The 24190-nt window shown below is 72.8% G+C and carries 24 protein-coding genes; 12 read left to right on the top strand and 12 right to left on the bottom strand.

From position 1 onward, the window contains the following. Nucleotides 1–309 precede the first annotated feature (309 nt). The gene (locus IE245_RS31580) at nucleotides 310–2388 is read right to left on the bottom strand and encodes an MMPL family transporter (protein ID WP_189953890.1); all 2079 of its coding nucleotides are present in this window, start codon (nucleotides 2386–2388) and stop codon (nucleotides 310–312) included. Nucleotides 2389–2480: 92 nt separating this feature from the next. On the opposite strand from IE245_RS31580, the gene IE245_RS31575 reads away from it, so the two are divergent. Then, entirely contained in the window at nucleotides 2481–2966 is a 486-nt protein-coding gene (locus IE245_RS31575; protein WP_189953888.1) for a MarR family winged helix-turn-helix transcriptional regulator, read from the top strand. An 84-nt stretch (nucleotides 2967–3050) separates the two neighbouring features. On the opposite strand, the gene IE245_RS31570 is transcribed toward IE245_RS31575, so the two are convergent. Next, on the bottom strand, nucleotides 3051–4214 hold the full coding sequence (locus tag IE245_RS31570) for an esterase-like activity of phytase family protein (protein WP_229851758.1): 1164 nt from the start codon (nucleotides 4212–4214) through the stop codon (nucleotides 3051–3053). A gap of 135 nt (nucleotides 4215–4349) precedes the next feature. Then, nucleotides 4350–5165 (bottom strand): alpha/beta fold hydrolase, encoded by an 816-nt coding sequence (locus IE245_RS31565; RefSeq protein WP_189953885.1) that lies wholly within the window; start codon nucleotides 5163–5165, stop codon nucleotides 4350–4352. 407 nt (nucleotides 5166–5572) lie between these two features. Here IE245_RS31565 and IE245_RS31560 point away from each other — a divergent pair, with 407 nt between their 5' ends. Both IE245_RS31560 and IE245_RS31555 read left to right on the top strand, forming a co-directional pair. Continuing rightward, nucleotides 5573–6100, top strand: coding sequence for an AAA family ATPase (locus tag IE245_RS31560; RefSeq protein WP_189953883.1), 528 nt, complete (start codon nucleotides 5573–5575; stop codon nucleotides 6098–6100). Nucleotides 6101–6195: 95 nt separating this feature from the next. After that, nucleotides 6196–6948 (top strand): class E sortase, encoded by a 753-nt coding sequence (locus tag IE245_RS31555; RefSeq protein WP_189953881.1) that lies wholly within the window; start codon nucleotides 6196–6198, stop codon nucleotides 6946–6948. An 11-nt stretch (nucleotides 6949–6959) separates the two neighbouring features. Here IE245_RS31555 and IE245_RS31550 read toward each other — a convergent pair whose 3' ends face one another. Next, nucleotides 6960–7319: a hypothetical protein gene (locus IE245_RS31550; RefSeq protein ID WP_189953879.1), complete on the bottom strand. Its 360-nt coding sequence runs from the start codon at nucleotides 7317–7319 to the stop codon at nucleotides 6960–6962. Nucleotides 7320–7494: 175 nt separating this feature from the next. Here IE245_RS31550 and IE245_RS31545 point away from each other — a divergent pair, with 175 nt between their 5' ends. Next, the gene (locus IE245_RS31545) at nucleotides 7495–8709 is read left to right on the top strand and encodes a S8 family peptidase (RefSeq protein ID WP_189953877.1); all 1215 of its coding nucleotides are present in this window, start codon (nucleotides 7495–7497) and stop codon (nucleotides 8707–8709) included. An 18-nt stretch (nucleotides 8710–8727) separates the two neighbouring features. Here the strand turns inward: IE245_RS31545 and IE245_RS31540 are convergent, their stop codons facing one another. Then, nucleotides 8728–9783, bottom strand: coding sequence for a LacI family DNA-binding transcriptional regulator (locus IE245_RS31540; protein WP_189953875.1), 1056 nt, complete (start codon nucleotides 9781–9783; stop codon nucleotides 8728–8730). 153 nt (nucleotides 9784–9936) lie between these two features. On the opposite strand from IE245_RS31540, the gene IE245_RS31535 reads away from it, so the two are divergent. Genes IE245_RS31535 through IE245_RS31520 form a run of 4 tightly spaced genes read left to right on the top strand, consistent with a single transcriptional unit; the run spans nucleotide 9937 to nucleotide 15393 of the window. Continuing rightward, entirely contained in the window at nucleotides 9937–11244 is a 1308-nt protein-coding gene (locus tag IE245_RS31535) for an ABC transporter substrate-binding protein (RefSeq protein ID WP_189953873.1), read from the top strand. Nucleotides 11245–11261: 17 nt separating this feature from the next. Then, nucleotides 11262–12146 (top strand): carbohydrate ABC transporter permease, encoded by an 885-nt coding sequence (locus tag IE245_RS31530; RefSeq protein WP_189953866.1) that lies wholly within the window; start codon nucleotides 11262–11264, stop codon nucleotides 12144–12146. Further along, complete coding sequence (locus IE245_RS31525) at nucleotides 12146–12964, top strand: carbohydrate ABC transporter permease (RefSeq protein WP_189953864.1); 819 nt, start codon at nucleotides 12146–12148, stop codon at nucleotides 12962–12964. The genes IE245_RS31530 and IE245_RS31525 overlap by 1 nt, the downstream gene beginning before the upstream one ends. An 8-nt stretch (nucleotides 12965–12972) precedes the next feature. After that, nucleotides 12973–15393 carry a beta-xylosidase/alpha-l-arabinosidase gene (locus IE245_RS31520; protein WP_189953863.1) on the top strand — a complete coding sequence of 807 codons (2421 nt, stop codon included), beginning with the start codon at nucleotides 12973–12975 and terminating at the stop codon, nucleotides 15391–15393. On the opposite strand, the gene IE245_RS31515 is transcribed toward IE245_RS31520, so the two are convergent. The 7 genes from IE245_RS31515 to rpmG all read right to left on the bottom strand — a co-directional run bounded on the left by IE245_RS31515 (nucleotide 15394) and on the right by rpmG (nucleotide 21414). Next, entirely contained in the window at nucleotides 15394–16884 is a 1491-nt protein-coding gene (locus IE245_RS31515; RefSeq protein ID WP_189953861.1) for a NucA/NucB deoxyribonuclease domain-containing protein, read from the bottom strand. Between the two features lie 3 nt (nucleotides 16885–16887). Next, nucleotides 16888–17463: a hypothetical protein gene (locus IE245_RS31510; RefSeq protein ID WP_189953859.1), complete on the bottom strand. Its 576-nt coding sequence runs from the start codon at nucleotides 17461–17463 to the stop codon at nucleotides 16888–16890. A 196-nt stretch (nucleotides 17464–17659) separates the two neighbouring features. After that, nucleotides 17660–18631: an alpha/beta hydrolase gene (locus IE245_RS31505; RefSeq protein WP_229851757.1), complete on the bottom strand. Its 972-nt coding sequence runs from the start codon at nucleotides 18629–18631 to the stop codon at nucleotides 17660–17662. 791 nt (nucleotides 18632–19422) lie between these two features. Beyond that, nucleotides 19423–19659, bottom strand: coding sequence for a 30S ribosomal protein S18 (gene rpsR / locus IE245_RS31500; RefSeq protein ID WP_189953857.1), 237 nt, complete (start codon nucleotides 19657–19659; stop codon nucleotides 19423–19425). A gap of 73 nt (nucleotides 19660–19732) precedes the next feature. Then, nucleotides 19733–20932 carry a CobW family GTP-binding protein gene (locus tag IE245_RS31495; protein ID WP_189953856.1) on the bottom strand — a complete coding sequence of 400 codons (1200 nt, stop codon included), beginning with the start codon at nucleotides 20930–20932 and terminating at the stop codon, nucleotides 19733–19735. Beyond that, entirely contained in the window at nucleotides 20929–21177 is a 249-nt protein-coding gene (locus tag IE245_RS31490) for a type B 50S ribosomal protein L31 (protein WP_189953854.1), read from the bottom strand. The genes IE245_RS31495 and IE245_RS31490 overlap by 4 nt, the downstream gene beginning before the upstream one ends. Before the next feature lie 72 nt (nucleotides 21178–21249). After that, nucleotides 21250–21414, bottom strand: a complete 165-nt coding sequence (rpmG, locus tag IE245_RS31485; protein WP_189953852.1) for a 50S ribosomal protein L33 — start codon at nucleotides 21412–21414, stop codon at nucleotides 21250–21252. A 66-nt stretch (nucleotides 21415–21480) separates the two neighbouring features. Between rpmG and rpmB the strand changes: the two genes are divergently transcribed. From rpmB to IE245_RS31465, 4 genes are all read left to right on the top strand, one after another. Next, nucleotides 21481–21717: a 50S ribosomal protein L28 gene (gene rpmB / locus IE245_RS31480; protein WP_189953850.1), complete on the top strand. Its 237-nt coding sequence runs from the start codon at nucleotides 21481–21483 to the stop codon at nucleotides 21715–21717. Then, nucleotides 21717–22022, top strand: a complete 306-nt coding sequence (gene rpsN, locus IE245_RS31475; RefSeq protein ID WP_189953848.1) for a 30S ribosomal protein S14 — start codon at nucleotides 21717–21719, stop codon at nucleotides 22020–22022. The genes rpmB and rpsN overlap by 1 nt, the downstream gene beginning before the upstream one ends. Nucleotides 22023–22352: 330 nt before the next feature. Next, nucleotides 22353–22523 carry a 50S ribosomal protein L32 gene (gene rpmF, locus IE245_RS31470; protein ID WP_189953840.1) on the top strand — a complete coding sequence of 57 codons (171 nt, stop codon included), beginning with the start codon at nucleotides 22353–22355 and terminating at the stop codon, nucleotides 22521–22523. Nucleotides 22524–22527: 4 nt separating this feature from the next. Next, entirely contained in the window at nucleotides 22528–23730 is a 1203-nt protein-coding gene (locus IE245_RS31465) for a GTP-binding protein (RefSeq protein ID WP_189953838.1), read from the top strand. The last annotated feature ends 460 nt before the right edge of the window (nucleotides 23731–24190 follow it).

The following is a 24190-nucleotide window of genomic DNA, read 5'->3' as shown; positions in this document are numbered from 1 at the left end:
ATCTCTCCTCGTGTTGACGTGTGGGGCGTCAAACGTTCGAGAGAACCTTGTGTGGATTGGCAGGAGCAAATCAAGTCCAGTCCATGACAAGTCGTTGTTCAACAAGGTTTCTCAAAACCCTCTCCGCATCCCCTCCACGACGTTCACGCCTTCCCCCGGCCCGCACGCGGTCGACGGCACCGGAGCCGACGCCGACCGCCCTCCCCGTCGCGGTGCGCGGGAAGGGCGGTCGGGCAGGTGGCTCAGTACCGGCGCGTGCAGGTCGGGCTTCCCCCTGCCCGTCGTACTCGAGGCCTCCCTCCGGTCGCGCTACGCCTTCGGGGCGGCCTCGTGGGCGAGTGAGCTCGGCCACCAGACCTTGGGGCCGATGTCGCGCACCAGGGCGGGGACCAGGAGCGACCGCACCACGATGGTGTCGAGGAGGACGCCGAAGGCGACGATGAAGGCGATCTGGGCCAGGAAGGCGAGCGGGATGACGATGAGGGCCGCGAAGGTCGCCGCGAGGACGACTCCCGCCGACGTGATCACCCCGCCGGTGGCGATGAGCCCGCGCAGCACGCCCTGCCGGGTGCCGAGCCGCAGGGTCTCCTCGCGGACGCGGGACATGAGGAAGATGTTGTAGTCGACTCCGAGGGCCACGAGGAAGACGAATCCGTACAGGGGGACGGAGGCGTCCGTTCCGGAGAAGCCGAAGCCGTGCTCGAAGACCAGCCCCGCGATGCCGAGCGTCGCCAGGTAGTTGAGGCCGACGGTGGCGACGAGGAGGACGGGCAGGAGCAGGGAGCGGAGGAGGACGACCAGGATGACGAGGATGATGGCGAGGACGACGGGGATGATCAGGTTCTTGTCGTGCTCCGCGGTGCGCTGCGTGTCGTACTGCTGCGCCGTGTAGCCGCCGACCAGGGCCCCGGCGTCGGCGGCGTGCACGCGCTCGCGCAGCTTCTGGACGGTCCGCTTGGCCGCGTCGCTGTCGGGGGCGTCGGCCAGGGTGGCGTCGATGCGGACCTTCCCGTCGACGACCAGCGGCGGTCCGCCCGGGGTGCCGGTGGTCACCCGCGCGTCGGCCACTCCGGGCGTCGTGGCCGCCGCTTCCCGCACCGCGTTCCGGTTCGCGGCGTCGGTGATGACGACCGCGGGCTGGCCGGAGCCGCCGGGGAAGTGCCGGCCCAGGGTCTGCTGGGCGGCGACGGACGGGGCGTCGTTGACGAAGACCTCGTCCAGCGGCACGCCCTTCGACTGCAGGGCGGGGAAGAACGCCGCGCCGACCAGCAGGACGGCGGTGGTGACGATCCACAGCTGCCGCGGACGGGCGTCGACCCAGTGGGCGACGCGACGCCAGACGCCGTGACCGCCCGTCTCGGCGTCGGCCGACTTCGGCTTCGCCGGCCAGAACGCGGTCCTGCCCATCAGGGCCAGGACGGCGGGCAGGAACGTGAGGGTCGTGAGGACGGCGCAGACGACGCCGATCGCCCCGACGGGTCCGAGAGCCCTGTTGTTGGTCAGATCACTGAGGAGGAGGGCCAGCAGGCCGAGGGCGACGGTCGCGGCGCTGGCGGTGATGGCGCCGAAGGACCCCCGGGTCGCGGCCCACGCGGCCGCGAAGCGGTCACGGCCGGCGGCGATCTCCTCGCGGAAGCGGGCGGTGAGCAGCAGCGCGTAGTCGGTGGCCGCGCCGATCACCAGGATGGACAGGATGCCCTGGACCTGGCCGTCGACGCGTACGACGTCGTGGTCGGCGAGCACGTACACGATCGCGCCGGCGACTCCGAGGGCGAAGACGGCGCTGATGATGATCAGGAAGGGCAGCAGGACACTGCGGTAGACGAGCAGGAGGATGAGCAGGACGGCGGCCAGCGCCACGCCGAGCAGAAGCCCGTCGATTCCCGCGAACGCCTCGCCCAGATCGCCCTGGGTCGCCGCGGGCCCGGCGAGTTGGGCCCGAGCGTCCGGCACCCGGGCCGCCGCCTCCCCGACCTCGTCGAGAACCGCCTCGAGTCGTTCCCCGAGGTCGGGTGAGAGGGGGACGACGCCCTGCAGGGCCTTTCCGTCCTCGGAACGGAAGGCGGGCGAGGGCGCCCCGGCGACGCCGTCGGTGTCCGCCAGCGACCGCAGGGCGGCGGTGGCCGCCTTCTGCTGGGCCTCCGTCACGTCGGCGCCGTCGGTCGCGGTCCAGACGACGATGACGGGGATTTCCTGTCGGCTGAAGGCCTTCTGCTCGGTGATGACCTTCGTGGACTCGGCGTTCTGCGGCAAGAAGGCCGCCTGGTCGTTCGTGGAGACCTCGCCGAGCTTGCCCGCGTAGGAGCCGAAGGCTCCTCCGAGGCCGAGCCAGACGACCACGAGGACGAGGGGGACCAGCCAGCGGACTGGTCGGCGCGCGCTGTTCATCGACTCCCTAACGGGGGCAGGGGCAGAGGGGACGAGCAAAGGTATCTCAAAGAGAATGTATCTCAATAATTGAACAATCTTATACTCGACCCATGCAGCCCACACCGTCGCCGGACTCCGCCGACCAGCCGAGCGACCTGTTCGCGTACGCCGTCCTGCTCCGCACGCTCAACCGGGAGCTGAACCGGAGCACCCTGGACTTCGCCCACGAGAACGGGCTGCACGCGACGGACATCCACGCCCTCTCCGTCATCATGGATTCCTCCGCCGGCGGCGACGCGCCCGTCACCCCCACGCGCCTGAGGGAAGAGCTGGGCCTGACGTCCGGGGCCGTCACCGCCTGCCTCGACCGGCTGGAACGCTCGGGCCACGTCAGCCGGGTCCGCGACAGCGCGGACCGCAGGGTCGTCCACGTCGTCTACAACTCCGAAGCCCGTGCCCTGGCACGCGAGTACTTCAGCCCCCTGGCCCGGGCCACCGAGACCGCCCGCGCCAAGTTCACCCCCGCCGAACTCACGACGGTCGCCGCCTTCCTGCACGCGCTCAACACGGAACTCGCCGCGGAGCGCCAGGGGTGACGGGCCCGGGCGCGGTGCGCGCCGCGGACGTGAAGAAGGGTGCCCGGTACGGGATTTCCCCGGCCCCAGGCACCCTTCGTCGTGTCAGCGGAGGCCGAGCGCCACCACCTGGGTGATGGCTTCCTCGGCGAAGTTGTCGTCGCTGACGAGGATCAGCAGGCGCTCGCCGGAGGGCAGGTCCGGGCCCCACGTCATGCCCTCGGTGTTGTCGACGGCGGAGAGGCCGAGGGTGTCGAAGTCCGCGACGAGCCGCTTGCGCATCGGCGTCACGGCCTGCCCGGCCAGCGAGTCCTTCTCGCGCACGTCGGTCGCCCCGCGCGTCGTGGCGTCGAAGAGACGGATCTTGTAGCCCGCGCCGGCGACCCAGGTGCGCTCGAGCACGAGGTAGCGGTGGGGCTGGTCCGGGAAGGCGAGGATGGAGGGGACGCCGGTGTCCGGCCCCCAGGGGCTGTTCGGGTCGCTCTCGGCGAAGATCTTCTCCAGCGGGTAGGCGAACTGCCCGAGCACCCGCCCGGCGCGGTTCTGCTGCGTGACGCGGATCAGCGCGCCGTTCTCCGGGTCCGGCTCGGGGCCGTCCTGGAGGAGCGGGCCTTCGATCGCGCTGGTCACCACCTTGCCCCGGGAGCCGAAGGTGATCGCCTCGATCGCCTGGTTCCGGCGCGGGCCGCGCTCGTCCATCGTGATCTCGTAGTTCGCCGGCAGCCTCAGCTGCCCGAGGTGGTCGCCGGTGGCGGAGGCGTACTGGATCGACGGCTGGACGACCGGCGGACCGGCCACCTTGGGCCGGTCGCCCTCCTGCGCCCACCAGTAGGCGCAGCTGCGCGGGTCGACCCTGATCTCCTCCGGGTCGACGGCCTTGCCGTCGCCCGCGGTCGGGGCCGGGTGGACCGAGCCGTCGGGCTGGCGGAAGGGGTGGGTGCCGGTGAAGTCGACGGCGTGCACGCCGCCGGCGTCCACGTCCAGCTTCGCCGTGTAGAAGCGGGCGGGCTGGAGGTAGGAACGGTCGTCGCTGATGAACACGTACTCGCCGGTGCACGGGTTGCGGTCGATGCCGGAAAGGCCGCCGACCGTGGTGTCCTCGAAGGGGAGCTTGTGCGGAACGGTCTTTTCGCCGAGCAGGCGGGCCTGCACGGCGCGCCCCGGCCCTTGCCCGGAGTCGCCCGGTCGGGCGGCGGCCACGGCGGGAGCGAGAGTCGAGGTCAGGAGCAGGGCTACGGCGCACGCGCGGCGCGTCAGGGAAGAACTCACCGGATGATCTTGGCCTCTGACGTGCCGGAGCACAGTCGCCCAATCGGGTAAGGCTCCCGGACGCCGTTCGGCCGGCGTCCGGGAACGGCCGCGGGCGGCGCCCCGCGCGGGGGTGCCGTGCCGAGCGGGCGCGGCTCAGCCCCGGGCCTCCACCCGGGTGGCCAGGAAGTCCAGCATCGCCGCGTTGAAGAGGTCGGGCTGCTCGGCGCCCGGCAGGTGGCCGGCGCCGTCGATCACCGTCAGGACGGCCTGGGGGACGAGGTGGTGGATCGCCTCGGCGGCCGTGACGGGGGTGTAGACGTCGTCCGCTCCGACGATGATCAGCACCGGCTCGCGGACGGCGGGCAGCGTGTCACGGTAGTCGCGGCGTTCGGCCCGTCCGCGGAGCGCCGCGGCGGCGCCACGGGGGTCGGTGGCGCGCATCATCGCCAGGACGCGCTCGGCGACCTCCGGCATCGCGGTCACGTTGTACGCGGCGAGCATCCTGTCGATCACCTCGTCCGCGTAGCCGGCCATCCCTTCGGCGAGGAGCCGGTCGGCGAGGCGGTTGCGGACGTCCTTGCCCTCGTCGGTCTCGGCGGGGGCCGAGGTGTCGGACAGGACGAGGGCGCGCACGCGTCGCGGGTGGCGGTGGTGGAACTCCATGGCGATCTGACCGCCCATGGAGACGCCGCCGACCACCGCCCGTTCGATGCCCAGGTGGTCGAGGAGCGCGGCGAGGTCGTCGGCGAAGTCGGAGAGGAGCACCTGCCCGGGGGTGACGCCGCTGCGGCCGTAGCCGCGCAGGTCGGGAGTGACGACCCGGTAGCCGGCCGCGGTCAGCGCCGTGACCTGGGGCGCCCACATGGTCCGGTTGAAGGGGTGGCCGTGGATCAGCAGGACCGGCGGTCCCGCCGACGGCCCGAAGTCGTCGTACCGGAGGGTGACGCCACGCAGGGTTACGGTGTCCATGCCAGGCACCTTAGCTCCGTGATCGCCGGGCGTGCAGCGGTGTTTCGCGGGGCCGTCGGGGACCGGTTCCCGGTGGGTGCGCCCGCTCATGCGGACCGCCTCGGATCCGGGGTCTGCGCGCGGCGGTCGCCGGCCGGGCGGGCGGAGCGGGTGGGCGGGGAGAAGGAGAGAAGCGACGACAGGGGGCGCAACACGCCCTCCAGGCCCGGGTGCGGGGGTGTCGGTCGGCTCGACGAGGAGGCGTCCCGGGTCGTGCGCATCCGGTTCGGACGGCGTTCGAACCCTGCGGGCAGGCGAAAGGAGGTTCGTTCCCTGCACATCGATCCGTGCGGGACACGGATCGCTGCGGAGACCCGGCGCGACCGAAACGCCGATGCCGCGAGCGCGCGACGCTAGCCTCGGGACCCATGACGATCGCATGGATCAACGGCACCCACGGCGTGGGCAAGACGACGACCGCCGCGCTCGTGCGGCAACTCGTGCCGGGCTCACGGGTGTTCGACGCCGAGAAGGTCGGCGAGACGCTCATGGACATCAGGCCGGGGCTGCCGGCGACGAGCAACTTCCAGCACTGGCCGCCGTGGCGACCGCTCGTGGTGGAGACCGCCCGGCACGTCCTCGCCTACACGGGCGGCACGCTGGTGATCCCCATGACGGTCCTGTTCGAGGAGTACTGGCGCGAGATCAGCGCGGGCCTCGCCGGGCACGGGGTCCCCGTCCGGCACTTCGTCCTCCACGCCGACCGGGAGACCCTCCGCGCGCGCATCGCGGGCGACACCGTCACCGGCCCCGACTCCCCGTTCCGCCTCCGGTACCTGGAGCCGTACGCCGAAGCGGCGCGCACCTGGCTGCACGCCGAGGCCGAGGTCGTCGACACCACGCACCTCACCCCCGCCCAGGCCGCCCTGCGGATCGCGGAGTCCGTCGAGGGCTGACGCGGTTCACCCCCTCCCGGCCTCGTCGTCCCCCGCCGGTCCGCCCCCGTCGGTGAGAGCGGGAATGCGCGGTGCCGGTCCGTTGTTGTGCGGTCATGGGCCGTACGCGCCGTGCTGCCGCCGCCTCCGTCGCCGCCACGGGGGTGCTCGTCCTGCTCGTGGGGTGCGCCTCCGCCTCCCCGTCCGGCGGCGTCACCGCTCTCCCGCCGGTGCGCGTCGCGGAGGCGGCCGAGCCCGGACCCGTCAGCGTTCCGCCCAGCCCCAGCCACAGTCCCAGTACCACCCCCGCACCCACTCCCAGCCCCCGGCCGCGGGTCGCCGAGATCGACATCCCTTCGATCCGGGTGTCCGACCTGCGGGTCGTGCCGTACGAGGGGAAGACCGACGACCGGGCCGGCACCCGGATACAGGACCGGGGCGTCGCGGCCAGCCCGTACGGCGATCAGGGTGGCGTCGGGCCCGGTGACATAGGCAACTACCAGGTGACGGCGCACCGGCTCTCGGCCGGAGGGCCGCTTCGCGACCTGCCCGAGGTCGAGGTCGGCGACCTGGTGCACGTCACCGCCGGTGGCGCCACGTACACGTACCGGATCGTCGAGACCCGCACCACCTCGTTCCGCTCCGCGCGTTCCCTCGCCGAGCAGCGGGCCGCGGTCCCGGGGGCGCCCGGCGAGCGGCCCACCCGAGCCATGATCACGCTGTCCACCTGCGCGACTCCGGAGGACGACGCCGCGGGGAACTTCTGGCGGGACGCGCAGGGAAATCCCGAGCACCGGATCGACAAGATCGGCCTCCTCACCACGACCCGGCCCGCGGCCGGACCCGGATCCGCGCCCGGGTCCGGCTGAACCCGGGCCTCCTACGGTCCGTCGTCCGGGGCTCCGCCGTCGGCGCAGAGGGTCGTTCTCAGGAGGGGCTCGTCCGAGGAGGGCGGCAGGCCGTGGGCGCCGCGACGCGGAGCCGGCCGCTCGCATCTCGCGGCGTCCGGGCCGCACGCCGTGAAATCGGCCGTGGAGCCGCCGCAGTCCTCCGGCGGAAGGGCCGGGGCCGGGGAGACCGCCGTTCCGGTTCCGGTGCCCTCGGGCGTCCTGCCGGTGTCCAGGGCCTCGGTCGCGGCGTGGCCGAGCGCGGCGACGGCCACCGCGGCCGCCAGGAAGAGCCGGGCCGCCCGGGAAGCGGGCGCGGCCGGTGAGGACCTGCGGTCGTCGTCGTCCGTCATCGGTGTTCCTCGGGGCTCCGGTGCCGTGCCCGGGTGGTCACCCGGACGTCACCCCGGCCCGTTCGCGCCGAGGACACCGCTTCGGCGGAGCGCATTGCGGTGATGTGTGCGGCATCCGTTGGAATCCTCGGGAATGTGCTGGCCCGAGATCGTTTCCGCGTGGTGCCCTCCCGGCATGAACACACGTACCAGACTCGCTCTCGCGAGCGCCGTCGTCGCCGCCCTGGCCCTCGCCGGGCCGGCCGCCACCGCCGCGGGGTCCGCCCTCGCCCGGGAGACCGGCACCGCGCCGGATCCGGCTCCGGCGCCGCTCGTGACCGCCGCCAACGCGGTGCCCGGCAAGTACATCGTGACCCTCGACAAGACGGTCGACGCGGCCGCGGCGGCGAAGAAGCTGGGGCTCGAGCCCACGTTCGTCTACGAGAAGGCGCTGAACGGCTTCGCGGTGCCGCTGAGCGCGGTCCAGCTGGACCGCGTGAGGAAGACGCCCGGGGTGGCGTCCGTCGAGGAGGACGCGGTGGCCCTCGCCCCGCCGCATCCCGTCTCGCCCGCCGGCACCCGCGCCCCGGCGGCCACCTGGGGGCTCGACCGGATCAACCAGTGGAACCTGCCGCTCGACGACGACTTCACCACGCTCGGGAGCGGTGCCGGCGTGACCGCGTACATCCTCGACACGGGGATCGACTACGCCCACGACGAGTTCGGCGGCCGGGCCTCGTTCGGCTTCGACGCGATGGGCGACGGGCGGGCCGGGCAGGACTGCAACGGCCACGGGACACACGTGGCGGGCACCGTCGCCGGGAAGACGTACGGCGTCGCGCGCAAGGCCGCCCTGGTGAGCGTGCGGGTGCTGGGCTGCGACTCCCGGGGGTCGTACTCCGGGATCATCGCGGGGATCGACTGGGTCGCCAAGAACGCGAAGCAGCCGGCCGTCCTGAACGGCTCGCTGGGCGGGGACAAGTCCGTCGCCGTCAACAACGCCACCACCGCCCTGTACTCGGCGGGCGTCCTGCCCGTCATCGCGGCCGGCAACTCCGCGAAGGACGCCTGCGACGTCTCGCCCGCGTCCGCGGCGGGCACGTTCACGGTCGCCGCGTCCAACGTGTGGGACCAGGAGACGTCCTTCTCCAATTACGGCCGGTGCGTCGAGATCTTCGCGCCCGGCCAGGACATCGTGTCGGCGAAGCTCGGCGGCGGTTCCGTCGCCCTGAACGGCACCTCCATGGCCGCGCCGCACGTGGCCGGGGTCGCCGCGCTCTACAAGGCGCAGCACCCCACCGCCGGTCCTGCCGAGGTCGGCCAGTGGCTCGACGGCAACTCGACCAAGGGCCTCCTGACCAACCTCAGCAACAACACCCCCGACAAGCTGCTGTACACCGGCGGCCTGTAGCCCCCGCCCCCGCCCTCCTCACACTCCGCCCCGGGCGTTCGGCGACGCCGGGGCGGGGGCCGCGGGGGGCGGGGCGGTGCTGTTCCTGACGACGAGGCTGGTCGCGAGTTCCAGGCGGGTGACGGAGGGTTCGCCCGCGCGCAGCCGGAGCAGCATCTGGACGGCCTCCTCGCCCATCTGGCGGAGGGGCTGGTGGACGGTGGTGAGGGCGGGGCTGGACCAGCGGGCGGGCATCACGTCGTCGTAGCCGACGACGGAGAGGTCCTCGGGGACGCGCAGCCCGCAGACCCGGGCCGCCTCCAGGACGCCGAGGGCCTGGAGGTCGCTGCCGGCGAAGATCGCGGTGGGGCGGTCGGGCAGACGGAGCAGGTCGAGGGCGTGGGCGTAGCCGCCCTCGACGTGGAAGTCGCCGAAGCGGACGAGTGCCGGATCGCTCTCGAGTCCGGCCATGCCGAGGGTCGAGCGGTAGCCGTCCAGGCGGGCGAGGGAGCAGAGGACGTCCTCGGGGCCGGTGATGATGGCGATGCGGCGGTGGCCCAGGTCGACGAGGTGACGGGTGGCGGCGACGCCGCCGGCCCAGTTGGCCGAGCCCACCGACGGAACGTCCGGCTCCGGGTCTCCGGCGGGGTCGACGATCACGAAGGGGATGGAGCGGGCCCCGAGTTGGCGTTTGACCTCGGCGGGGAGCGAGGAGAAGACGAGGACGACGCCGATGGGGCGGCGCTGCAGGACGCCCTCGATCCAGTCCGGTCCCGGCGCGTGCCGGGTGCCGCTCTCGGTGAGGACGACGCTCGCCTGGTGGGCCTTGGCGAGGTTCTCCACTCCGCGGATCAGCTCCATCGACCACACGCTGTCGAGCTCGTGGAAGACGAGCTCGATGAGCGGGGCCTCGCCGGCCGCCCGGGTGGTCCGCCGGTAGGAGTGCGCCTCGAGGAGCGCCTCGACCTTGCCGCGGGTGCGGGGCGAGACGTCCTGGCGTCCGTTGAGGACTTTCGAAACTGTCGAAAGCGAGACTCCGGCCTTCTCAGCCACCTCGGCCAGGGTGATCCGCCGGTTCTCCTCGTCATCACGCATCCGAGCAGCATAAAGCACCGGCACCCGGCGACCGGATGTCACGTTTCCATAACGCGGCGACAGAGGGTTGACCGGTTTCGCGACGCCGCCCTAGCGTCCCGCCCATGAAGTTTCGGAAACAGTTCCGAAACTCTTTCGGATCGAGGCGGTGCGATGAAGCGGCACATACGGCTCCTGAGAACGGCGGTCGTCGGCGGGGCGTCGCTGGCCCTGACCCTGTCCCTGGCCGGCTGCGGCGGGTCGGGGGACGGGGCGGGCGGCGACTCGGACACGATCCGCGTCCTCGTCTACGGGGACGCGACGAACAAGGTCGAGAAGCAGCTCGTCGACACCTTCAACAAAACCTCGAAGGTCAAGGCGGTCCTCGACACCATCCCCGGCGCCGACTACCAGTCCAAGCTCCAGACGATCATCAGCGGCAAGCAGGCCCCGGACGTGTTCTTCAACTGGGGCGGCGGCAGCATCAAGCCGTTCGTCGACGCCGGACTCCTGATGCCCCTCGACGACTTCATCGCGAAGGACCCCAAGCTCAAGTCCGACTTCCTGCCGTCGGTCTTCGACACCGCGGTCGTCGACGGCAAGCCGTACGGCGTCCCGATGCGCGGCACCCAGCCCGTCCTGCTCTTCAGCAACGAGAAGGTGCTCGAGGAAGCGGGCGTCACCGCGCCGCGCACCTGGGACGAGCTGCTGGCCGCGGTCAAGGCGCTGAAGGCCAAGGGCGTCACCCCGATCGCCCTGGGCGGCGGCGACAAGTGGCCCACCCAGATGTGGTTCCAGTACGTCTACGACCGGGTCGCCGGGCCCGAGCTCTTCGCGAAGGCCGTCAAGGGCGACAAGGACGTCTGGGCGAGCGCCGACAGCAGGAAGGCGCTCGGCATGCTCAAGGAGCTGATCGACGCCGGCGCCTTCGGCACCAACTACGACTCCGTCAAGTTCACCGACGGCGGCTCGCCCGCGCTGCTCGCCACCGGCAAGGCCGCCTTCGAGCTCATGGGCTCCTGGGAGTACTCCACCCTCCAGGACGCCTACCCCGACTTCGTGAAGAGCGACCTCGGCTACGGCGCCTTCCCGGCCGTCACGGGCGGCAAGGGGAACGGCGACAACATCGCCGGTAACACCAACAACTTCTACTCCGTCCTCAAGAGCACCGAGCACCCCGAGGCCGTCGCGGAGTTCCTGAAGCTCATGTACTCCGACGAGTTCGTCAAGGCGCAGCTCGCCATCGGCAACCTGCCCACCACCACCAACACCCCGAAGTTCCTGGACACCGCCGCCAACCCGGAGTACTCGAAGTACCAGTACGACCTGGTGAAGAAGGCCCCCGCCTTCCAGCTCTCCTGGGACCAGGCGTTCCCGCCGGCCGCCACCACGACGCTCCACCAGGCGGTCCAGCAGTTCTTCAACGGACAGTCGGACGCCGACGCCTTCATCGCCGCCATGCAGAGCCTGCCCGCGGCCTGACCCCCGGGACTTCCGACATGACCCCTGCCACCGGTGTGGGCCGCCCGGGCTTCGCCTGGGCGGCACCGGCCGCCGTCTTCTTCGGGCTGTTCGCCCTCGTCCCGCTCCTCCTGGTCGTCGTGCTCTCCTTCACCCGCTGGAACGGCCTCGGCTCGCCCGAGTTCGCCGGCCTGGAGAACTGGAGCAAGCTGCTCGACGACCCCGTGATGGTGAAGAGCCTCTGGCTGAGCCTCGTCCTCACCGTCCTCGGCGTCGTCGTCCAGACCCCCATCAGCATCCTGCTCGGCGTCTGGGCCGCCGGCCACCAGCGCAACCGCGCCGTCCTCTCGGCGATCTACTTCGTCCCGCTGCTCCTCTCCATCACCGCCGTCTCCGTCCTGTGGCGGGCCGTCCTCGACCCGAACTTCGGCGTCCCCTCCCAGGCGACCTGGCTGTTCGGCGACGGCAACCTCTTCGGCGTCCAGGCCAGCGCGCTCGGAGTCCTCGTCTTCGTCAGCACCTGGCAGTTCACGCCCCTGCACACGCTGCTCTACCAGGGCGCCGCCCGGGCCGTCCCCCAGGTGCTCTACCAGGCGGCGCAGATCGACGGCGCGGGCCGGGTGCGGCAGTTCTTCCACATCACCCTGCCGCAGCTGCGCAACACCGTCGTGACCTCGACGATCCTCATGGTGGTCGGCGGCCTGACCACTTTCGACACCGTCCTGATCCTCACCCAGGGCGGCCCCGGCACCGACACCACGAACAGCGCCTACTACATGTACCAGAAGGCCTTCAAGAGCTTCGACTTCGGCACGGCCTCCGCCATCGCGCTGTTGCTCGTCCTGGTCGCCAGCCTCGTCTCGCTGGTCATGGTCCGCCTCAGCGGCTACGACAAGATGCGCAGCACCATGGAGGGCGTGTGATGAGGAAGCGCCCCAACTACCTCGCGGGCTTCGGCTCGCTGGTGTGGCTGTTCGTCGTCGGCCTGCCGCTGTACGTCATGCTCGTGGCCACCTTCCAGACCCGGACCGAGTACGCCGCGAACGGCCCCCTCGGCTTCCCGGAGAACTTCACGCTCGACAACTACGTCAACGACCTGAACGACGGCTTCGCCCAGTACTTCCTCAACACGGTCGTCGTCACCGTCGCCGTCGTGGGGATCGTCCTGCTGCTCGTGCCGCCCCTGGCGTACGCGATCGTGCGCAGCGACGGCAAGGCCGCGGGGAGGGTCTTCCGGCTCTTCCTGCTCGGCCTGGCCATCCCCTCCCAGGCCGTGATCGTGCCGATGTTCTACCTGATCAACGAGGCCGGCCTCTACGACAACCTCCTCGGCGTCATCCTGCCGACGGCCGCCTTCGCCATGCCCGTCTGCGCCCTGATCCTCACCGGCGTCATGCGCGACATCACCTCCGAGCTGTACGAGGCGATGACGGTGGACGGCGCCTCCTCCTGGCGGATCTTCCTCCAGCTGGTGCTGCCGCTGTCCAAGGGCGGGCTCTCGACGGTCGTCGTCTTCTCCGCGCTCCAGGCGTGGAACGGCTTCCTCTTCCCCCTCGTGCTCACCCAGTCCTCGGAGAACAAGGTCATCACCATGGGCCTCTACGACTTCCAGACCGAGCACGGCGTCGACATCCCCGGCCTGCTCGCGGCCGTCGTCCTGTCCATGCTCCCCATCCTGTTCGTCTATCTGTTCGCCCGTCGCGCCCTGGTCCAGGGCCTGATGGGAGTCGGAGGAAAGTGACCGCCCCCATGACCACGGCGTCGCCCGACACCCCTCCCACCCCCGGCACCGGCCCCTTGGCCGGGCCCTGGCGGGACCCCTCACTGGATCCGGAGACCCGCGTCGACGCGCTCCTGCGCGCGATGACCCTCCCGGAGAAGATCGCCCAGCTCTTCGGCGTCTGGGTCGGCGCCTCCGACGACGGCGCCGAAGTCGCGCCCCACCAGCACGACATGGAGGAGGCCGTCGACCTCGACGCGCTGCTCCCTGACGGACTCGGCCAGCTGACCCGCCCCTTCGGCACGGTCCCCGTCGACCCCGCGCTCGGCGCCCTCTCGTTGATGCGGACGCAGGCGAGGATCGCCGCCGCCAACCGCTTCGGCATCCCCGCCGTGGCGCACGAGGAGTGCCTGGCCGGCTTCGCCGCCTGGGGAGCCACCGCGTACCCGGTGCCCCTGTCGTGGGGCGCGACCTTCGACCCGGAGCTGATCCGGGAGATGGCCGGCGCGATCGGGCGGGACATGCGCGCGGTCGGCGTCCACCAGGGCCTGGCCCCCGTCCTCGACGTCGTACGCGACGCCCGCTGGGGGCGCGTCGAGGAGACCATCGGAGAGGACCCCTACCTCGTCGGCACCCTCGCCACCGCCTACGTCCAGGGTCTGGAGTCCGCGGGGATCGTCGCCACCCTCAAGCACTTCGCCGGCTACTCCGCCTCCCGCGCGGGCCGCAACCTCGCCCCCGTCGGGATGGGCCGGCGCGAGCTGGCCGACGTGATCCTGCCGCCGTTCGAGATGGCGGTCCGGGAGAGCGGCGTACGGTCGGTGATGCACGCCTACACCGACACCGACGGCGTCCCCGCCGCCGCCGACGACGAGCTCCTGACCGGTCTGCTCCGCGACGCCTGGGGCTTCACCGGCACGGTCGTCGCCGACTACTTCGGCATCGCGTTCCTCAAGACCCTGCACGGCGTCGCCGGAAGCTTCGGCGAGGCCGCCGGGGTGGCGCTCGCGGCGGGCGTCGACGTCGAGCTGCCCACGGTCAAGGCCTATGGCGGGCCGCTGCTCGACGCCGTCGAGGACGGGCGCGTGCCCGAGTCCCTCGTGGACCGCGCGGCCCGGCGGGTCCTCCTCCAGAAGGTCCGCCTCGGCCTGCTCGACCCCGACTGGAGCCCCGTCCCCCCGGCCCTCGAGAACGCCGGCACCACCACCGACCCCGAGCTCCTGCGCGGCACGATCGACCTCGATCCCGCGTCCAACCGGGAGCTCGCCCGCCGGGTCGCCGAACGGGCCGTCGTCCTGCTCCACAACGACGGCACCCTGCCCCTCGACCCCGCCGTGCCGCGCCGGATCGCGCTGATCGGCCCCACGGCCGAGGCCCCCACGGCCGTCCTCGGCTGCTACTCCTTCCCCGTCCACGTCGGCGGACAGCACCCGGACGTGCCGCTCGGCATCGAGCTGCCGACCCTCCACGAGGCGCTGCGGGCCGAGTTCCCCACCGCCGACATCGTCGTCGCGCCCGGCACCGGGATCGACGACGGGGCCACCGACGGGATCCCCGAGGCCGTGGCGCTCGCCCGCGGCGCCGACCTCGTCATCGCCGCGCTCGGCGACCGCGCCGGGCTCTTCGGCCGCGGCACCAGCGGCGAGGGCTGCGACGCGGAGTCCCTCAGCCTCCCCGGCGCCCAGCAGCAGCTCCTCGACGCCCTCCTCGACACCGGCACCCCCGTGATCAGCACGCTGCTGGCCGGACGGCCGTACGTCCTGGGGCGGGCGACCGAGGAGGCGGCCGCGCTCGTCCAGTCCTTCTTCCCCGGCGAGTCCGGGACCGGCGCCCTCGCCTCCGTGCTCAGCGGCCGGACCGCGCCCAGCGGCCGGCTCCCCGTCAGCGTGCCCCGGCACCCCGGCGCCCAGCCGTCCACCTATCTGGCCGCCCGCCTCGGCCACGCCAGCGAGGTCTCCAGCATCGACCCGGCACCCGCGTACGGCTTCGGCCACGGCCTGGCCTACACGAGCTTCGCCTGGTCCGGCCTCACCGTGGAGGCGGCCGAGGCGCCGACGGACGGCACCTTCCGCCTCTCCTTCACCGTGGAGAACACGGGCCCCCGCGCCGGCACCGAAGTCGTCCAGCTGTACCTCCACGACCCGGTGGCCTCGGTGGTGCAGCCCGTGCAGAGGCTCGTCGGCTACGCGCGGCTCGATCTCGCCGCGGGCGAGCGGAAGCTCGTCCGGGTGGACGTCCCCGCCGACCTCGCCTCGTTCACGGGCCGCGACGGGACGCGGAGGGTGGAACCGGGCAGTCTGGAACTCCGCCTCGCCGCCTCCAGCACCGCGCCCCGCCTGACCGCGCACGTCACGCTCACGGGTCCGGTGCGCCCGGTCGACCACCGCCGGCGTCTGCACGCCGGCTTCCGGGTCACCCCGTCCGCTCCCTCCCTCCCCCCGGCGCCGTGATCACGGGGCGATCCTGATGAAGAAGGGGTCGCCGTCGAGGATGCGGTCGCGCTGGTACCAGGCGCCGAGGGCGCCGCCCGCACTGCTGTTGTCGGCTCCCGGTACGTACTTCACGGAGAAGTCGCCGTACGGGGCGGCCGGGCGGTACGCGGGCAGGCCGGCGCCCTCCAGGCTGGAGGCGAAGGGGAACTCGTCGCACTCGGGCCTCGGGACCCCGGGTTTGATCAGCTTGGCGCACTCGGCGCGTACGGCCTTGCGGTTGTCCCGGACGCGCTGGGGGTTCTTCTTGCGGACGAGGCGGTGGAGGGGCGACTCGGCGGACCCGCCGGGGATCCGCTTGGGCGGATCGGTGCGGGCGGGGACCGTGGCCGCCGGGTCCTCCAGGGCGGTGCGGATGTGCTCGGCGACGGCCGCCTCCTTGCCGCTGAGCCGGTACACGAGGTGGGGCACGGTGTTGTCGAAGACGGCGCCGTCGACGAGCTCCGGCCGCTGCTCGGGCTCGTCCCGTCGGCCCGCGGCCCGCGTGGGCTCGTCGTGGGCGTCGGGTTCCGGCTCGGGACGGGCGATGTAGTCGGTCGTGTCGAAGCGGACGGTGCTGCGCGGCCCGTCCTTCAGCTGGGCCGAGCTGCTGCCCGCCTTGGCCCACATGCCGAAGGAGAAGACGGCCTTGACGACGCGCTCGTGCTCGGCGCCCGCCGTCGCGGGAGCGTTCGCCGTGAAGCGGGCGGGGGCCACGGCCCAGGTGGCCAGCGGGGTCAGGGCGGAAGCGGAGGAGGAGTCCTCGCACACGTCCCCGACGACGGCCGCGTACGTGCTCACGCAGTCGAAGTCGAGCCCGAACCGCGGGTCGCCGGGGAAGCCCGACATGTCGACCTCCGAGCCCTGGGCGGTGTAGTCGACGCGGCGGCCGTCGGCACGGCCGTTGCCGAGGAAGGTGAGCAGCATGGAGGAGGTGCCGATGGGCACCGGGATCGTGAAGGGGCCGACCTTGTAGTAGTGGGCGATGACCACGACCTTGACGGCGCACCAGGCGTAGTGGTTCTTGACCCAGCCCTCCGGCAGGCCGGACCGGCCGCCGCGCCGGAAGTCCGCCAGGCACTCCTCCTGGGTGACCGGGTCGTAGAGGTCGCGGGTCGTGGCGGCGGCGTCCGCCGCGTCCACGCCGTAGGTGGAGGCGGTGGTCCGGCGGAACTCGGCGACCTCCTCGGCCGTCCTGGGGACCTTGGGCAGTTCGCCGTAGCCGAGGGACCGGAGCGTGGCTCCCGCCTTGAGCTCCTGGAGGATCTCCTCGGCGGTGCGGGAGGCGTCGTTGCCGATCCCGATCCGCACGGACGACTCCCCGTCGCCGCCTGGTTCGGCGAGGCCGTTCGAGGGGTACGGGCGGGTCGCCGGGGGCACGGGGGTCTCCGCGTGCGTGGGGGTGAGGCCGGTGAGGGCCATCGCCGCGGCCAGGGACAGGACGAGCGCGGGCCGCCGCAGGCGCGGGGGCATCCGTCACGCCTCCGTTCCGGGAGCGGCGCCCGCGGTGAGCCGGTACGAGCAGCCCGGGCGGGCGCACGGACCGTCCACGTCCTGGCCGAGCGAGATCAGGTCGCCGTCCTTGATGAGCGTGTACCGCACGGTCCAGGAGGCCTCGGGGGCGTCCTCGCACCGGTCCGAGAAGGGATCGCAGCGGGTGAGGGAGACGTCCACCCCGAAGCGCCGGTGGGTGCCGCCGATGACCTCGTCGCGTACGGCGGTGTCGACCCGCCAGCGGAAGCCGTGGTGCTCGGCGGGACGGGGGGCGTCGGCGCGTACGGTCCACTCGTCCGGCATCCGCCACGCGCAGGCGACGATGCCGACGTCGACCCGGGCCAGCGGCTCGTCGGCGGCCCAGTGGCGCACGGTCAGCTGCTGCGAGGGCGCGCAGCGGGCGAGGCCTCCCCCTCCTCCGCCGGTCGCGTGGGCGGGGGCGGCCACCGACAGGAGGGAGACCAGCGACAGCACGGCCGCGCCGGCGGCTCGTCGCAGGGGGCGCCGTGGTCGGCGGGGCGGGAGGGCGTGGGAAGGTGCGTGGGAAAGGAGCGGCATGCGTGCTCTCGCTTCGATTTCTCGTACGAAGTACGAACGGACACGTGATCGAGTCCATCCTCGGGAGCCCGAGCCGCCGGAAGGCCGTGGCCCGCCCACGCGCCCCGGAAATCACTCTCCCGCCCGCGGACCGTCACCGGGGCGGGGGTGCGCGCCCGGCGGGGAGGGGATCCCGCTCCCCGCCGGTGGCCTCGGCTCAGGAGTCGAGCAGGCGCGCCACCCAGTCGTCGCGTGCCGCGGTCGCGGCCCGGGACACGGCGGTGTGCGGGGCGAGCAGGTCGAAACCGTGGAAGCCGCCGGCCCACACGTGGAGTTCCGTCGGTACGCCTGCCGCCCACAGGGCCGTCGCGTACGCGACGTCCTCGTCGCGGAACAGCTCCGCGGAGCCGCAGTCGACGAACGTGGGCGGCAGTCCGGCGAGGTCCGTCGCGCGGGCCGGTGCCGCGTAGACGGAGACGTCCTCGGTCCCGCGCCGTGCGCCGAGGAGCGCGGTCCAGCCGACCCGGTTGTTGTCGCCGTTCCAGGTGCCGGCGTCGGCGTACTGGTACGTCGAGGTCGTCCGCCCCCGGTCGTCGAGCATCGGGCAGATCAGCACCTGGCCCAGCAGCGCCGGCCCCTGGCGGTCGCGGGCCAGCAGGGCGGTGCCGGCGGCGAGACCTCCTCCGGCGCTGGCACCGGCGACGACGATCCGCTCCGGGTCGATCCCGAGATCGGCGGCGTGCTCCGCGGTCCAGACGAGACCCGCGTAGCAGTCCTCCACCGGGTACGGGTCCGGGGACTCGGGGGCGAGCCGGTACTCGACGGTGACGAGGACCGCGTCGTGCTCGACGATCCAGGGCAGCATCTGGACCACGCCGAGCAGCCGGTCCCCGACGACCATGCCGCCGCCGTGGATGTGGTAGATCCCGGGTCCCGGTCCGGTGTGGTCGCGGCGCGAGATCACCGTCGCGGCCAGCTCCGCGCCCTCGTGCCCCGGGACGGTGACCTCGCGGCGTACGAGCCCCTCCGACTCCAGTTCCCCGTCGGTGAGTCCGCCCGCCATCGGCAGCTCCCGGAACTGCGGGACGGTATCCAGCGTCAGGGTCGGCAGCTGTTCGTCGATCACGGACAGGACTGCCTCCAGTTCCGGATCGAACGGCGGCCTGGCTGTCTCCGGGCTCGGCATCATGACCCCTCTTCCTCGTCACGTCTCCGTGTGCCTCCTCGCGCCCCTCGCGCTCCTCGCGAGGCGTCGCGGCGAAGACCCCCACCCTGTCCGCCGGCCGCGGACCGCGACAACCGCCGTCCGCGACGGGACGCGGGCGTCGCGCCCGCCGCTCGTCGGGGCGGCGGCGGGCTGACGTGCCGGGACACCGCGAGAACGGGGCCGCCCCGCCGCGGCCGGCACGCGGCGGGCAGTCGCACACTTGATCACGGGACGCGGAGCGGAGGAGGGCGCGGAAGCGGCGTGCGGGGAAACGGCGCGGTCGCGGCGGGGGCCTGCTCTCCTGGGACCACGGCCCCGCCCTCACCGCCGACGGCGCCGCCTGGCTGAGGAAGCCGGGGATCGCCGACGAGCCCACCGGCCCGCGCCCGCGCGTCCGCACGTCCGCACCTGCGTCGACTGGAGCGAGCAACGCATCCACCTGGCGGGCGGCTTGGGAGCTGCCGTCTTCCGGCACGCGGTCGAGGAGTCGTGGCTGATCCACACCGGCGACAGGCGCGTGGTGCGACTGACGGACGCCGGGCTGAGGGACGACCGGGCGGTGCGGGGTCGGGTCCCGTACGGGAGCGGCAGCGGCAACGCCGTGCCGGGCGCGGCGAGCCGGGGGCGGGACGGTCCGCCACGCCCCTCACGGACCGTCCCGCCCACGGACGCCTCGGCGTTGCCGTGGTCGCGGGCCTGCCGCGCCGAGCCCCGCTCCCGGGACGCGGGCTCGCGGTGGCGCGTCGCGCCCGGGCGTCCCCCGGCCGGGTTCGTCAGCGGCTGGAGTACGGCAGCAGGGCCATCTCGCGGGCGTTCTTGATGGCGGTGGCGAGGGCGCGCTGCTGCTGGGCGGTCACGCGGGTGACGCGGCGGCTGCGGATCTTGCCGCGGTCGGAGATGAACGTGCGCAGCAGGTCGGTGTCCTTGTAGTCGATGTACGTGACCCCGGCCGCGTCGAGCGGATTGGGGCGGGACTTCACGGGCTTGCGGGGGTCCTGGCGTCGAGCCATGGCGGCGTCTCCTGGGATGTCGGGTGGGGTGTCCGGTGGGTGCGGGAAGTCGGGGGTTCCCGCGGGTCGGCGGTCAGGCGGCGGTGTCGAGGAGGGAGTCGAACGCGGCGGGCAGGTGCTTCCAGGCATCGGGCCCGGCCGCGTACTCGGCGTCCGTCAGAAGACAGGATTCGAGGAGCCGTTCGAGTCCGTCGCGGTCGAGGCCGGGCGAGGTGAAGACGAGGTGCTGGCAGCAGTCGCCGTGTTCGGGGTGCCAGTCGAGCGCGGCCGCCGCCCGGCGCACGGGAGGGATCAGCTCCCAGGCCGCGTCCGGCAGGGACGCCAGCCACGGGCCGGCGTTCTCGACGCAGAGCGCGCCGCCGGCCGCGTCCCAGGCGAGCAGGGTGTCGGGGCGGTCGGCGAGCCAGAACCGGCCGCGGCTGCGGGCGGCGGCGCAGCACAGGTCCTCGAGGGCCCGGTAGAGGCGCTCGGGGTGGAACGGCCTGCGCCGGTGCCAGACGAGCGTGGTGACGCCGGCCTCGTCGGCTTCCTGGGGAAGGAGCGCGCACGCGGGGTGCTGGGCGGCCGCGGCGGCCTCGACGTCGAAGCCCGCGAACGCGGCCCGGGCCAGCTCGGTGGAGGCCGCCGGCACCTGGCGGGCGGTGGGGTGCAGCTGGGCGAGCAGGGCGCGGTCCTCGTCGTCGGCCTCGTCGTTGTCGACGACGGCGAGGACCGGGGCGTACTCGAGCTGCCGCGCCCAGGTGTCGGCGACGGTCCGCCGGTCCGTGGGCGCGGCCGCGAGGCCGGCCTCGGCGAGGTCGTCGCCGTTGCCGAGGTACGGCAGGACGAGCGCCGGGTCCACGGCGGTGATGACGCCGGTGAGGGCGAGCCGGCCGCGGCCGTGCGCGGCGATGACCTCCGCCATGGCCTTGGGTTCCACGGAGTCCCACAGTTCCACGACGGCGAGCCGGGTCAGCCCGCCGTCCGCCAGCCGCTCCAGCTCCGGGACCAGGTCCTCGCGCAGCGCACAGCAGGCGCAGTCGTCGACGAGCGGCGTCTCGCCCCGGGACAGGGTGCCGGTGGCGTCGCGGACGAGCCGGAGGACGGTCCCGCCGGGAGCGTCGGACAGGTCGTGGTGGAGCGCGACGCTCCCGGGGACGGTCCGCAGGAGCTGGTCGACGACCTCCCGCCTGGCCTCCGAGTGGAGGCCGGCGACGACCACGACGGGCAGTTCACCACCCGTCTTCCCCGTGCCGCCCGCGCTTCCCGTGTGCCCCGTGTTCCCCGTGCTCATCGGCCGCTTCCGTAGCGACGCTCGAAGCGCTCGACGCGGCCGGCGGTGTCGAGGACGCGGGCGGTGCCGGTGTAGAAGGGGTGGCTCGCGGAGGAGATCTCGACGTCGACGAGCGGGTAGACGTTGCCGTCCTCCCACTCGACCGTCTTGTCGCTGCTCATCGTCGACCGGGTGAGGAACGCGGTGCCGGAGGCGGAGTCGCGGAAGACGACGGGACCGTAGGCGGGGTGGATTCCGGGCTTCACGGCAGAAACCTTTCGGGGATGGGGATGGGGTGCGGAGTCGGAGGCGGGGTGGACGGGGTTGTCGTCGCGGCTTCAGCGGTCCTCTCGGAAGTCGACGTGCCGCCGGGCCACGGGGTCGTACTTGCGCAGGACGAGCCGGTCGGGGTCGTTCCGGCGGTTCTTGCGGGTGACGTAGGTGAAGCCGGTACCGGCGGTGGAGCGGAGCTTGATGACCGGGCGGATCTCGTTGCGCGCCATGGGGCTAGTATATGGGAACGGTTTTCATTTCCAAACATTCCTCTTCGGAGAAAGGCGGCGACATCCATGTCGGCCCACTGCCAGCTGACCGGCGCGAAGCCCGGTTTCGGCAACACCATCTCCCACTCGCACCGGCGCACCTCGCGCCGCTTCGACCCCAACATCCAGCGCAAGCGCTACTGGCTGCCCAGCGAGGGGCGGCACGTCCGCCTCACCCTGAGCGCGAAGGCGATCAAGACGGTGGACGCGATCGGCATCGAGGCCGCCGTGGCCCGGATCCGGGCGCGGGGAGGGAAGGTCTGATGGCGAAGAAGAGCAAGATCGCACGGAACGAGAAGCGCAAGGAGGTCGTCGAGCGGTACGCCGCCCGGCGGGCCGAGCTCAAGGAGATCATCCGCCGCCCCACGTCCACCCCCGCCGAACGCGACGCGGCCCAGGCCGAACTGCGGCGCCAGCCGCGCGACGCCAGCGCCACCCGCGTACGCAACCGCGACAGCGTCGACGGGCGCCCCCGCGGCTACCTCCGCAAGTTCGGCCTCTCCCGCGTCCGAACCCGCCAGCAGGCCCACGCGGGCCACCTGCCCGGAGTGACCAAGTCCTCCTGGTGAACCCGGCCGTGCCCCCGCCGGACCTCCCGGCGGGGGCACGCGCACGCGGTCCGCCGGGCGACGGCACGGGCGTCCCGCCTTCGCGGGCCCGGAGGTTCGAGCTCCGGCCCGGACCCGCGCCGCCGGCGGAATGCGTCACGGACCTTCCCGGCGACCGAGACCCGACGACACGCCGCGCGGCACCGCGCCCGCCGACGACCGTCGGCGCCTCGCCGTCCCCCTCGGCGCAAGAACGCGCGGGACCACGCGGGATCCCCCCAATTGATAATGAGTACCGTTTTCATATAGCCTCGGCGCGTCACCCTCCCCCACCGAGACCGAGGAGCCCCGATGGCCGTCCCGAAGCGGAAGACGTCCCGCAGCAACACCCGCCACCGCCGCGCCCAGTGGAAGGCCAGCGTGCCGCAGCTGGTGGCCGTCACCGTCGACGGCGTCGTCCACCAGGTGCCGCAGCGACTGGTGAAGGCGTACGAGCGCGGCCTCGTCCGCCCCGAGGGCTGAGCAGTTGTCCTCCTACGAACGTCTGCCGGTGACGGTGCTGTCCGGGTTCCTCGGGGCGGGGAAGACGACCCTGCTCAACCATGTGCTGGCCAATCGCGAAGGCCTTCGGGTCGCGGTGATCGTCAACGACATGAGCGAGGTCAACATCGACGCCGCGCTCGTCCGGGGCGGTGAGGCGGCGCTCTCCCGGACCGAGGAGCGCCTGGTCGAGATGACCAACGGGTGCATCTGCTGCACCTTGCGCGACGACCTGCTGGAGGAGGTCGAACGGCTCGCGCGCGAAGGGCGGTTCGACTACCTGCTCATCGAGTCCAGCGGCATCTCCGAGCCGATGCCGGTCGCCGCGACCTTCTCGTTCCCCCGGGACGACGGCGCCACCCTCGGCGACCTGGCCCGGCTCGACACCATGGCGACCGTCGTGGACGCCGCGAACTTCCTCCGGGAGCTCGACGGAGGCGAGGAACTCGCGGCCCGCGGCCTCGCGCCGTACGAGGACGACGAGCGCACCGTCAGCGATCTCCTGGTGGACCAGGTCGAGTTCGCCGACGTCATCGTCCTCAACAAGCTCGACCTGGTCGACCCCGACGAGGCCCGCCGGCTCCGGGCGGCTCTGTCCCGGCTCAACCCGGAGGCGCGCGTCGTGCCCGCCGTACGCGGACGGGTGCCCCTCCGGCACGTCCTGGGCACGAGGCTGTTCGACGTCGAGCGGGCCCAGCAGGCCCCGGGGTGGGTGAAGGAGCTCAACGGCGACCACGTGCCGGAGACGGAGGAGTACGGCATCTCCTCCCTGGTCTTCCGCGCCGATCGCGCCTTCCATCCCGGGCGGCTGTGGACCCTGGTCACCGAGGGCCTGGACAGCGGCGCGTACGGGAGGATCCTCCGGTCCAAGGGCTTCTTCCGGCTCGCCAGCCGCCCCCGCGTGACCGGCCTCTGGTCACAGGCCGGCGCCGTCGCCCGGTTCGAACCCGCCGGCGCCGGCGGCCCGGAGACCACGCAGGGCCAGGAACTGGTCTTCATCGGCACCGGCCTGCGCCCCGAGCCCCTGCGTGCCGCACTGGACGCCTGCCTGCTGGCCCCGGGCGAACCCGTACCCGCCGAGGACGACTTCCCGGAATGGGAGACGTACGGCATCGACGACGCCTGCGCGCACGAACTCGGAGGCGAGCACGGCCACGAGGCCGGGCGCGGGCACGCATACGTGGCCTGACGCGTCAGGCCGGAAGAATCCGGGTCGGACGGTGGTCGCAGCCACGGCACCGTCCGACCCGGTCCCCGCCGGGCCGCCGGGCCCCGGACGCGACAGCGGCGCGCCCGCCCCGACGCCACGGCGGCCGAGGCAGCCGGCGGCTGGGCGAACGCCGAGGGGACCCGTGTCCTTCTTCGCGAGGACGGAACGCCCCTTCTGGAGAACCTCGACGGGAGCCGGCATCGCGTGACGGCGCACCCCCGCCGCGCCCTGGAGCACCATCCGGACCGTCGGGCCTCACCTGCCCGCCGGTCGGGCCGCCAGAGGTGGCGGGCGGGGCTTCCGTCAGCCAGGAGCCGTCCCCGAGGAGTGGGGATCGTAGCAGTGCGCCGCCTCGATGGGCGCCGGCTAGGGTCTGTTGCGAAAGTGGATCTTGTTCGTTGATGATCACGTCCTGTGGGACGTGGGGATCTGACGAACG

This window comes from Streptomyces roseolus (assembly GCF_014649855.1).
GTDB classification, from domain to species: Bacteria; Actinomycetota; Actinomycetes; order Streptomycetales; family Streptomycetaceae; genus Streptomyces; species Streptomyces roseolus.
This window is presented reverse-complemented; position numbering and strand designations above follow the sequence as displayed.